The sequence below is a fragment of the Planococcus koreensis genome (genome assembly GCF_004761975.1).
Taxonomy (GTDB): Bacteria; Bacillota; Bacilli; order Bacillales_A; family Planococcaceae; genus Planococcus; species Planococcus koreensis.
In genome coordinates this window covers 37,599-44,783 of the sequence record NZ_RQII01000006.1, presented here as the reverse complement: position 1 = coordinate 44,783, position 7,185 = coordinate 37,599, and the positions used below count along the sequence as shown (strand labels likewise).

Sequence of the window (7,185 nt, the reverse complement as noted above, 5' to 3'; positions counted from 1 at the left end):
CAAGAAGGAGAGGTTTTAGCTCTTACAACTATTATGCTGCTTACTGGTTCAAGCGCGCTTCTTCGGCAACAAATTGGTGGTAATGTTTAGCCGCTTTGTAATTCGTGACCATCATCGCTAAGCCTAACACGATGAAAATGCCGGCAATGATGTAGGTGACGGCTGTCTGGAAGACGAAAAGCTGGTTGATGCCGAAAAAGAGCATAAAAGCACCCAGTGAAAATGATGCCGTAGCGCCGTACCACTTTTTGCGGATCGGCAGCACCGCGCGGAATTGTTTTGTTTTATAATAAAAATAAAAAACAAATGATACAATGATCAATAATACGAATACTAACATAAGGGACCTCCTGTCATGCATAATTCATTTCTATTGTACTTAGAAAAGCATGGAATTGCGAATGGATTTCCTTATAAATGGAGGAACTTGGATATGAACAGTCAAATCATCGACACAATTGAACAGTATAGCAAGATCATTATCCATCGCCATGTTCGCCCGGATCCTGATGCTTACGGATCGCAGCTTGGCCTGAAATACCTCCTGCAGCATAATTACCCGGAAAAACAAGTTTTGGCGGCAGGCGAACACGATTTCACGCTCGACTTTCTCGGTTATCCGGATACCGTCGAAGATCAGAACTACGCAGGCGCCCTGGTGATTGTCACGGATACGGCCAATACTGAACGCGTTGATGACCAGCGCTACAAGACCGGGGAAAAAATAGTGAAAATCGATCACCATCCGAATGATGACGCTTATGGAGACTTGCTTTTGGTCGATACCAAAGCCAGTTCTGCTTCTGAACTCGTTTTCGAATTGTTTGCATACGGCCGTCAGCACAAGGGGTGGGAGCTGCCAGCTTCAGCTGCACGCCAGCTTTATGCCGGCATCATCGCAGATACAGGCCGATTCCTGTTTCCGAGCACGACGGAAAAGACATTCGACGTAGCCGGTGAATTGATCAAGGCTGATTTCGACCGCAATGAACTCCATAACGGCTTGTATGAAATGGATCGCAGTTTGCTACATCTGCAGGGCTATATTTATCAGAACTTCGTTATGGAAAGCAGCGGTGCTGCCCATGTCAAAATCACAATGGATATTCTAAAGGAGTTCGGTGTTACAGCGACGGAAACTTCTCTTCTAGTCGGTTCCTTGGGCAACGTAAAAGACTTAAAAGCATGGGTTATTTTTATCGAAGAAGAAAATGAAATCCGTGTACGCCTGCGCTCTAAAGGCCCGGTCATCAATGGCTTGGCAAAAGAGTTCGGCGGCGGGGGTCATCCAATGGCTTCTGGTGCTACAGCTTATTCATGGGAAGAAGCGGACCGGGTTGTTGCGCGCCTGAATGAAATTTGCTCATCGTAAAAAGGAGGGATAGCGTTGTCAATGGTCTACCCGCATATAAGCACTTCGGCTGATCTGCTGAAAAGCACGGTGCGCCTTGACGAACTTTTCCCTTTCCTGAAACAGCAAGGGACCGTCTCGGCTGCCATCGTCAATACGAAATTATACGGCATACTGCCCTTTTGGGAAGCGTGCAAAAAGGCGGGCATCCATGCGGTGGCCGGCCTTTCGGCGTTTATTGAATTTGATGGACAAGAATATCCAGTAGTGCTGTATGCCCGGTCCAATGCCGGCTACCAAAATTTATTGAAAATAACGAGCGCATTGTCCACCCGGGATAAAAATTCAATTCCGGAGCAATGGCTCAAAGCCTATAAAGACGGACTGGTCTGTGCAATTCCGAATTCCATCCAGTGGACGCTGACAGACCGGAGTGAAGCGTTCCGGTATTTGCAGTCGGTATTCGGGGAGGAATGCTTCGCAAGCGTCAGCCGGCCGGGCGGGGAACGGACGGAATACGAAGAAGGGTTCGTGGCGCAATGCACCGAACTCGGGCTTGCCATCTTTGCCACACAAGAATGCCGCTATTTGCGCGAAGAAGATGCATTTGCTTTTGAAGTGGCTTCCGCAATCGGCCAAGGCTTGAAAATGAATGACCCGGAACGCAAAAAGCCTGGGCACGCAAAAGCATATGTGCCAACAGCCCAAGAATTTTCCGGCTGGTTCTCGGACCGCCCGGAATGGGTCGCTGAAGCAGCGGCGCTCATGGCGGGCTGCCAAGTGGCGATTGCTTTGCACGGGCAATTGCTCCCTATGTTCCCGTTGCCGGAAGGAACGGACCGTTTGCGTTACATAGAAGAACTTTGCAAGACGGGCCTTGAGGAGCGGCTTCCTGGTACAACTGCGGCTTATTCTCAGCGATTGTCATATGAATTGGGTGTCATAAGCCAAATGGGCTTTATCGATTATTTTTTGATTGTCGCTGACTTCATGAAGTTTGCCCGTGAACAGGAAATTCTGACAGGGCCGGGCAGGGGATCTTCTGCCAGTTCGCTTGTCGCTTTTTCTTTGCGCATAACAGATGTCGATCCGCTCGAACACGGGTTGTTATTTGAACGTTTCTTAAATCCTGAACGCGTCACGCTGCCGGATATCGATATCGATTTCGCCGACCATCGCCGCCATGAAGTTGTGGAATATGTCGCACGAAAATACGGCAAAGATAAAACAGCTCAGATCATTACGTTCGGAACTTTATCTGCAAAAGCGGTCGCACGCGATACTGCCAGGGTTTTCGGTTTTGAGGCGGAAGAGCTGGAGGCAATCTCCAAGATGATTCCAAACCGTCTGGGCACGACCCTAAGGTCTGCATTAAAAGAGTCCCCCAAATTCAGCGATTGGGTCATTGCCAAAGAAGAACGGAAAACCTGGTTCAAAACCGCATTGAAATTAGAGGGGCTGCCGCGGCATGCCTCGACGCATGCAGCAGGCGTCATATTGAGCCCTGCACCGCTTGTCGACCTCGTGCCGATTGAAAAAGGCAGCGAAGACATCTACATCACCCAATGGCCAATGGGGGAGCTGGAACAAATCGGCCTGCTGAAAATGGATTTTCTCGGCCTGCGCAACTTGACGATTCTCGAACAAATCCGGCGGCTGCTGCATCGCCAAAGCGGAAAGTGGATCGATTACCGCAAAATTCCGCTCCAAGACGATGCCACTTACGCCTTGTTAGCGAAAGGTGACACGACGGGCATCTTCCAGCTTGAAAGCGATGGGATGAGGCGCTCGCTGCAGCAAGTCAAACCGACAGCTTTCGGCGATATCGTAGCGGTCAACGCATTATTCCGGCCAGGTCCGATGGAGTTTATTCCGTTATACGCTCGCCGCAAGCATAAACAGGAAACTGTGGCCTACGCCCATCCCATACTGGAGCCGATTCTGGCGGAAACTTATGGTGTTATTGTCTACCAGGAGCAAATCATGCAGATTGCTGCACAGATGGCAGGCTTTTCACTCGGAGAAGCCGACCTGCTCCGGCGGGCAGTCAGCAAAAAGAAACGCGAAATTCTCGATGAGCAACGAATGAACTTTACAAAAGGTGCAGCTTCAAAAGGCTTCCCTGCAGCTGCAGCGACTGAAGTCTACGATTTGATCGTCCGTTTTGCAGATTATGGATTTCCGAAAAGCCACGCCGTCGCTTACAGCATGATTTCCTATCAACTGGCATTTATGAAGACGCATTACGCCCTGCCGTTTTATGCGGCGATGCTGGCGAACAGCGCAGGCAATAACGAAAAGATCCAGCAATTGCTGCAGGAGATAAAAGGGCGCAGCATCCCGGTTCTTCCACCATCAATCCAGGAAAGCGGCTACTCGTTTTCAGTGGATGGCGAAGGGATCCGGATCGGGCTGAATTCAGTGAAAAGCGTACCAGGCAATGCCATCAAAGCATTGCTGAACGCACGCAAAGAAGGTCCGTTCACCAGCATGTTCAACATTGCCGAACGCATCTCTGCCGTGCATTTCACCAGAAAAGCGTTTGAACCGCTGATAAAAGCTGGCGCATTGGATGGGTTTGGACTGGATAGAGGAGTTCTGCTGGCGTCGCTTGACAGTGCGGTGAAACACGCTGAACTGGTTAAGCCCAATGAAGAGCCTGGACTCTTTGACGATATGGGGTCAAGCTTTATGAAGCCGAAATACGCCAAAGCTTCACCCATGCCGGAAAACTTGAAGCTAGATTTTGAAAAAGAAGTGCTCGGCTTTTATTTGTCGATGCATCCGATTGCGCGGGAAAAAGAACAGCGCCAAAAAACGTTTGCTGATTTAGCGGAATTGAAAAACAGCAAAGACCGCGAACCCGTCCTTGTGCTTGGAATGGTAGAGGATGTCAAACGGATCCGTACAAAAAAAGGAGACGCAATGGGGTTCGTCACGTTGCAGGATGATACTGGTCCTGCATCCGTCACGTTATTCCCGGCCGAATACGCCAAGTTCAACGCGTTGCTTGAAATAAACGCCATTTTGGAAGTGCAAGGCATTATTGAAAACCGCAACCAAAAAACAGCCATTATATGCAAAACAATCGATAGCTGACTGCCTTTCTTCCAGGAAAGGCAGTTTTTTCTTTACGTATGGCGAAAAGTTTTGTATTCTAAACAATATGAGTGGCCAGACCACTTTCAAATTAATGGAAAATAGGGGCGACCATGAATCAATCAAAGCGATATTTAGACATTGTCAAAGAAATCCGAGACATGATCCGGCAGGAGAAAATCAGGCCGGGCGACCGCATTCCATCTGAAAGGGAACTGGCAGAAAAGCTTCAAGTCGGCAGATCGACGCTCAGGGAAGCGCTGCGGAGCCTTGAGTTATTGGGGCTCATCGAAACACGCAGGGGAGAAGGGACGTTCCTTTCCGACCATCGCAACCATAAATTAGTGGAGGTATTATCCACTTTCATATTGCAGGACAACCAATCCCGGAAAGATGTCTGGGAGACACGGTTGATGCACGAAATCTCGGCAATCCAGTCTATCTGCCAAAACAAAGCGTTGGCGGAGCTGCGCATTTGGGACAGCTTTAAGAAAAGGCTCGAAGGCGAAAGTTTTCAACGGGCCGATTTCGTCCGTGAATTGATGGTTTTGTCAGGCAACCGGCTATCGTTGAAAATTTGGTTTCTGCTGCACCAATACAGCGGCAGCCCGTATTCACACGAAGTGTCGGAAGACGAAAAGGATTTGATGCTTCCGATATTGGATGCACTCGAAAATCAGCAAGAAGAGAAGGCGATCCACGCTTTTAAATCCTGGAGTGAATGGATAGAAAAAAGGAGAATGCTAAATGGCGATAATTCGTGAAATATTCAAACGCAATAAAGATGTTAGAGAAGCGACGATCCCTTCAAAAAAATCAAAGGATGTGCCGGAAGGGCTGATGACAAAATGCCCGGAATGCAAAGAAATCACTTTGACGAAAGATTTGACCAAGTTACTGAAGGTCTGCCCGAAATGCGACCATCATTATAAAATGACTGCCTACGAACGGATTGATAGCTTGCTGGATGAAGGCTCTTTCCATTCGATGGATGACCATTTGAAATCAGAGAATCCGCTTGGTTTTCCTGGCTACACAGAAAAAATCAAAGCCGATAGCGAAAAGACAGGCTTGAACGAAGCTGTCTTGACAGGTATCGGCAAAATTGGCGGCCATGAAATTTCGATCGCCGTCATGGATTCACATTTCCGCATGGGCTCGATGGGTTCTGTTGTCGGAGAAAAAATTACCCGTGCCATCGAAGCGGCAACCAGCCGCGGTATTCCATTTTTGATCTTTACAGCGAGCGGCGGTGCACGCATGCAAGAAGGTGTCTTGTCGCTTATGCAAATGGCTAAAACAAGTGTTGCATTAAAACGCCACAGCAATGCCGGTCTCTTATTCGTTTCCATTTTGACGCATCCGACAACGGGTGGCGTATCGGCCAGTTTTGCATCGGTCGGCGATATCAACATCGCGGAGCCGAAAGCACTCATCGGTTTTGCGGGCCGCCGGGTCATTGAACAAACGGTGCGCGAGAAACTGCCGGAAGATTTCCAGACAGCTGAGTTCCTATTGGACCATGGGCAATTGGATGCCGTTGTCCACCGCGGAAAAATGAAAGAAACTTTAACGGCAATCGTTAAACTTCACGCGAAAGGGGCTGAACACAATGCCCAAGCATAAATCATCGAAAAAAAATGCGCCCAAATCGATGGGCTTCGAAGAACCGTTGATCCAATTGCACAAAAAAATCAATGAGTTAAAAGAGTATTCGGCTACGGCGGAAGTGGATTTGAGTTCGGAAATCAAGAGTCTCGAAGACCGTCTGTCAAAGCTGGAGAATGACATCTACGAAAACATGAAGCCCTGGGACCGTGTGCAAGTGGCGCGCCACCCCGAGCGTCCGACCACCTTGGATTATATCCCGCTCATCTTTGAAGAGTTCATTGAATTCCACGGTGACCGTTTATACGGCGATGACGAAGCCATTGTCGGCGGCATCGCTTCTTTTGAGGGGCAGCCTGTTACAGTGATCGGCCATCAGCGAGGGAAAAGCACGAAAGAAAACATCCGCCGCAATTTCGGTATGCCGCATCCCGAAGGCTACCGGAAAGCCCTACGCCTGATGAAGCAAGCAGAGAAATTTAAACGTCCAATTATTTGCCTGATCGATACGAAAGGTGCCTATCCGGGCAAAGCGGCTGAAGAACGCGGCCAAAGTGAGGCAATTGCACGCAATCTTGTGGAAATGGCAGGCCTTGAAGTACCGGTCTTGTCGATTGTCATCGGTGAAGGAGGCAGCGGCGGGGCACTTGCGCTGGGTGTCGGAAACCATATTCTGATGCTGGAGAATTCGACGTTCTCCGTGATATCCCCAGAAGGTGCCGCTTCGATTCTTTGGAAAGATTCGGCACTTGCCCAAACGGCGGCGGAAGCGATGAAAATCACTGCACCCGATTTGCTGGAAATGGGCATCATCGAACGCATGATTCCTGAAGTGCGCGGAGGCGCGCACCATAACGCACAAAAACAAGCCGAATTTATGGCTGCTGCAATCAAGGAATCTTTAGTGGAGCTGAATAAGCTGAACAGCGATGAACTGATCAACCAGCGCTACGAAAAATTCAAATCCATTGGCGTATTTAGTGAATAAAGGACCGCTTCGGCGGTTTTTTTCGTTGCCTTAGCAAAATGAATGCGCTGCCTTTTCAAATGCGCTTGATTTATTAACGAAAAAACAAAGAATTAACAGAATAACATGGTTTTCAAGACTGACAGTCGAGTGCCCGCGT

General features: G+C 48.8%; 6 protein-coding genes. 5 read left to right on the top strand and 1 reads right to left on the bottom strand.

Annotated features, from left to right (window positions below; genetic code table 11):
* Positions 1–40 precede the first annotated feature (40 nt).
* Positions 41–340, bottom strand: a complete 300-nt coding sequence (locus EGV91_RS01160) for a YtpI family protein (RefSeq protein ID WP_135500342.1) — start codon at positions 338–340, stop codon at positions 41–43.
* 93 nt (positions 341–433) lie between these two features.
* Between EGV91_RS01160 and EGV91_RS01155 the strand changes: the two genes are divergently transcribed.
* The 5 genes from EGV91_RS01155 to accA all read left to right on the top strand — a co-directional run bounded on the left by EGV91_RS01155 (position 434) and on the right by accA (position 7,046).
* A complete protein-coding gene (locus tag EGV91_RS01155; RefSeq protein ID WP_135500341.1) occupies positions 434–1,372 on the top strand; it encodes a DHH family phosphoesterase in 939 nt (312 codons plus the stop codon).
* A 21-nt stretch (positions 1,373–1,393) separates the two neighbouring features.
* Entirely contained in the window at positions 1,394–4,450 is a 3,057-nt protein-coding gene (gene dnaE / locus EGV91_RS01150; RefSeq protein ID WP_241666080.1) for a DNA polymerase III subunit alpha, read from the top strand.
* A 113-nt stretch (positions 4,451–4,563) separates the two neighbouring features.
* Entirely contained in the window at positions 4,564–5,214 is a 651-nt protein-coding gene (locus EGV91_RS01145; RefSeq protein ID WP_135500339.1) for a FadR/GntR family transcriptional regulator, read from the top strand.
* Positions 5,198–6,076 (top strand): acetyl-CoA carboxylase, carboxyltransferase subunit beta, encoded by an 879-nt coding sequence (gene accD, locus EGV91_RS17440; protein WP_135500338.1) that lies wholly within the window; start codon positions 5,198–5,200, stop codon positions 6,074–6,076. The genes EGV91_RS01145 and accD overlap by 17 nt, the downstream gene beginning before the upstream one ends.
* Positions 6,063–7,046, top strand: coding sequence for an acetyl-CoA carboxylase carboxyl transferase subunit alpha (gene accA, locus EGV91_RS17435; RefSeq protein WP_135500337.1), 984 nt, complete (start codon positions 6,063–6,065; stop codon positions 7,044–7,046). Before accD ends, accA begins: the two co-directional genes overlap by 14 nt.
* Positions 7,047–7,185 lie beyond the last annotated feature (139 nt).

Excerpts from the sequence above, each read along its gene's own strand:
- EGV91_RS01160 (WP_135500342.1), bottom strand. The coding sequence starts at position 340 with ATGTTAGTATTCGTATTATTGATCATTGTATCATTTGTTTTTTATTTT.
- EGV91_RS01155 (WP_135500341.1), top strand. The coding sequence starts at position 434 with ATGAACAGTCAAATCATCGACACAATTGAACAGTATAGCAAGATCATT.
- dnaE (WP_241666080.1), top strand. The coding sequence starts at position 1,394 with ATGGTCTACCCGCATATAAGCACTTCGGCTGATCTGCTGAAAAGCACG.
- EGV91_RS01145 (WP_135500339.1), top strand. The coding sequence starts at position 4,564 with ATGAATCAATCAAAGCGATATTTAGACATTGTCAAAGAAATCCGAGAC.
- accD (WP_135500338.1), top strand. The coding sequence starts at position 5,198 with ATGGCGATAATTCGTGAAATATTCAAACGCAATAAAGATGTTAGAGAA.
- accA (WP_135500337.1), top strand. The coding sequence starts at position 6,063 with ATGCCCAAGCATAAATCATCGAAAAAAAATGCGCCCAAATCGATGGGC.